The 3,263-nt window shown below is 62.3% G+C and carries 3 protein-coding genes; all 3 read left to right on the top strand.

From position 1 onward, the window contains the following. Window positions 1-592: 592 nt before the first annotated feature. Entirely contained in the window at window positions 593-1,156 is a 564-nt protein-coding gene (gene rimP, locus GBM95_RS11365; RefSeq protein WP_152159200.1) for a ribosome maturation factor RimP, read from the top strand. A gap of 7 nt (window positions 1,157-1,163) precedes the next feature. Beyond that, window positions 1,164-2,696, top strand: a complete 1,533-nt coding sequence (nusA, locus tag GBM95_RS11360; protein ID WP_152159199.1) for a transcription termination factor NusA — start codon at window positions 1,164-1,166, stop codon at window positions 2,694-2,696. A 139-nt stretch (window positions 2,697-2,835) separates the two neighbouring features. Then, window positions 2,836-3,263: translation initiation factor IF-2 associated domain-containing protein (locus GBM95_RS11355; RefSeq protein WP_193222689.1), on the top strand; the 428-nt coding region annotated here is incomplete at its 3' end.

Below are 3,263 nucleotides of genomic sequence, written 5' to 3'. Positions count from 1 at the left end.
TTCCGAGCGCACCGAACGCTCGCAGCGCGTTCCCCGCGGCATCGGCGCGGCGAGAGGCTCCCGCGGACCGAGAGGCGGCCGTCTCTGATGAAAGCGTTTTGAGAATCGCACATGAGCTCTCCCGGAGGAAGCACGTTCTCTCCGGGAGAGCAAAGACGCAAATTTGCTTCTCTCAGCGCTTGCGCCGCCGCCGCGATTCTCCTAAAATCAGGCCCATTCTTCAGAGCCGGTCAGAGCCGCTTTTCTTTACGGAAGGCCGGAGACCGAATGCCCCCAGGCGCTTTTCTTTGCCTGCGGGCAGCGAAAACCGCCCCTGCGGGCCTTTTTTCCAGTTTGCTCTGAGACGTCGCATTCTGGCAGCGCGCCGCTCACAATCTGAGCGGAAGGATTTTCTAGAGCGTCTGCCGCCTGCTGGTCCGCTTCGGGAGAGAGTTGCATCAGACGACTCCGGGCTGACGGACTGCATGGAGAGAGAAATGGGCAGGGATGCCCATTTTTTTTTGATTTCAGCGGAACGCGGCGCCCTGATTCCGGAGGATGACTCCGGGGTCTCGGGGGGCCCTTTTCGCATGTTTGAAGGATTTGTCAATCAATGAATTCATCCTCCGGAGCGCTGAGCGCCCTTGTGGAAAAGACGGTTGAAGGACTCGGATACGAGTTCGTCGACTGCGAGCGTCTCGCGCGCGGCCTGGTTCGCGTGACGATCGACACGACCGCCGAGGGCGGGATTTCGCTTGAGGACTGCGAGCGCGTGAGCGATCAGCTTACGCACCTCTTCACGGTCGAGGACATCGCCTACGATCGTCTTGAGGTGTCTTCGCCCGGCGTTGAGCGGCCTCTGAAGCGCGCCCGCGACTGGAAGCGCTTTGAGGGCGAACTCGCCGCGCTCGAGCTCTTCGCGCCTCTCAAGGCCGAAGGCTTCCCCGAAGCCGGCCGCAGAAAGCTCGAGGGCCGCATCATCGGCATTTCCGGTGAATCGGGCGCCGAAGAGATTGAATTCGATTATTTCGAAGTCGACGTGGCCCGTACGCCTCGCGCTGCAGCGCTTCGCGCGAAGAAGAAGAAGACGGTTGAATCCGCGCCCGTGCGCGTCGTCTTCCCGCTCTCCGACGTCGAGCGCGCCCATCTGATTAAGGAACTCAATTTCAAGGGGTAATGAAAAAATGAACAGCCGTGAAATGCTCGAGCTCGTCGACGTGCTCGCCCGCGAAAAGAACGTCGAAAAGGACATCGTCTTCGGCGTCCTCGAAATTGCGCTCGCGAGCGCCGTGAAGCGCGCCCGCTTCCCCGGTGAAGATGCCGACATTCTCGTGCGCGTCAACCGCGCCACGGGCGAATTCACCGCCGTGCGCCGCTGGCTCGTCGTGCCCGATGAGGAGGGCCTTCAGGAACCCGATCGTCAGGAAATGTTCTCCGACATTCATGACGAATTCCCGGATCTTCAGCCGGGCGACTACATCGAGCGCCCCATTGAAAACGTGGACATCGATTCCGCCGGCCGCCGTTTTGCTCAGGACGCCAAGCAGGTGATCCTGCAGCGCCTGCGCGACGCCGAACGCGAACAGATCCTCTCGGAATTCCTCGCGAAGAACCAGTCGATCGTGAACGGCCTCATCAAGCGCATGGACAAGGGCGATGCGATCGTTGAGATCGAGCGCCTCGAAGCGCGCCTCCCCCGCAATCAGATGATCCCGCGCGAAAACATGCGCACGGGCGACCGCGTTCGCGCCTACGTCGACCACGTGGGCGAGACGCCGAAGGGAAAGACCGTCTTCCTCTCGCGCACGTCGCCGGAATTCCTCAAGAAGCTCTTTGAGCTCGAGGTTCCCGAAATCGAGGAAGGCATCATCGAGATCAAGGCTGCCGCCCGCGATCCGGGCGCCCGCGCCAAGATCGCCGTCACGTCGCACGACCAGAGGGTCGATCCGATCGGCACCTGCATCGGCATGCGCGGCTCGCGCGTCAATGCCGTGACGGCCGAGCTTTCGGGCGAAAGAATCGACATCGTCGTCTGGAATGCCGACCCCGCGCAGTTCGTCGTCGGCGCGCTCGAACCCGCCAAGGTCCGCTCGATCGTGATGCTCGAGGACACCCACACGATGGAAGTCGTCGTCGACGAGGACAACCTCGCCGTTGCGATCGGCCGCGGCGGCCAGAACGTGCGCCTTGCTTCCGAACTCACCGGCTGGCAGATCAACATCCTCACGCAGACCGAAGCGAGCGAGAAGCGCGAGGCTGAAGTCTCCCGCATCCGCGAGGACTTCATGAAGAACCTCGACATCGACGAGGCGGCTGCGAACGTGCTCATTTCGGAAGGCTTCTCCTCGGTTGAGGAAATCGCCTACGTGCCCGAGAAGGAGCTCTACTCGATCGAAGCCTTCGACCGCGAGACGATCGAGGAGCTCCGCGCCCGCGCCCGTAACAAGCTTCTTGCCGACGCCATCACGCGCGAGGAGAACCTGAGAAAGGCCGATCCGGAGATGCTCAAGCTCGAGGGCATGACCAACGACCTCGCGAGCAAGCTCGTGAGCCGCGGCGTGAGAACGCTTGACGACCTCGCAGACCTCGCCACCGAAGAGCTCGTCGAGATGACGGGGCTTGAAGAGGAAGCCGCCAAGAACCTCATCGTCGGCGCCCGCGCCCATTGGTTCGGCGAAGGCGAAGCCCACGAAGCCGAAGCGAAGAAGGCCGAATAACGCTCCCGCGGGAGCAGTCCAGAAACAACCCGATATCCCGCGCGAATGCGGCGGGGCGGAAGCGAAAGCGATCCTGACGGATCCCCCTTTCCGCCCCAGGAAGCCCCAAGAAGCGCCGCGTTCGAAGGAGTAGAAAAATATGACCATGACGGTTAAGGAATTTGCGCAGGAACTGAAGGTCCCTGCGAAGACCCTCATTACGCAGCTGCGTGCTGCCGGCGTCGACAAGTCGAACGAAACCGATACCCTTTCCGATGCCGACAAGAGCCGGCTCCTCGACAGCCTGCGCATCGAGCGCACGCAGTCGAGCCAGAGGAAGATCACGCTCACCCGCAAGGAAAAGAGCGTGATCAAGCAGAGCGACGCCTCGGGGCGCGCTCACACGATTCAGGTCGAGGTGAGAAGAAAGCGCGTCTTCGTGAAGAATCCCCAGATGCAGGCCGAAGAGGAGGCGCGCATGGAGGCTGAAGCCCGTGCGATCGCCGAACGCCGCGCCGCTGAGGAGAAGGCCCGCCAGGAGGCGGAAGCCGCCCGCAGGAAGGCTGAGGAAGAGCGCCGCGCCGCCGA

Source organism: Sutterella seckii, from assembly GCF_009183815.1.
GTDB classification, from domain to species: domain Bacteria; phylum Pseudomonadota; class Gammaproteobacteria; order Burkholderiales; family Burkholderiaceae_F; genus Sutterella; species Sutterella seckii.
Note: the sequence above shows the minus strand (reverse complement) of the source record. Positions and strands in the feature narration are given on the sequence as shown.

Excerpts from the sequence above, each read along its gene's own strand:
- rimP (WP_152159200.1), top strand. The coding sequence starts at position 593 with ATGAATTCATCCTCCGGAGCGCTGAGCGCCCTTGTGGAAAAGACGGTT.
- nusA (WP_152159199.1), top strand. The coding sequence starts at position 1,164 with ATGAACAGCCGTGAAATGCTCGAGCTCGTCGACGTGCTCGCCCGCGAA.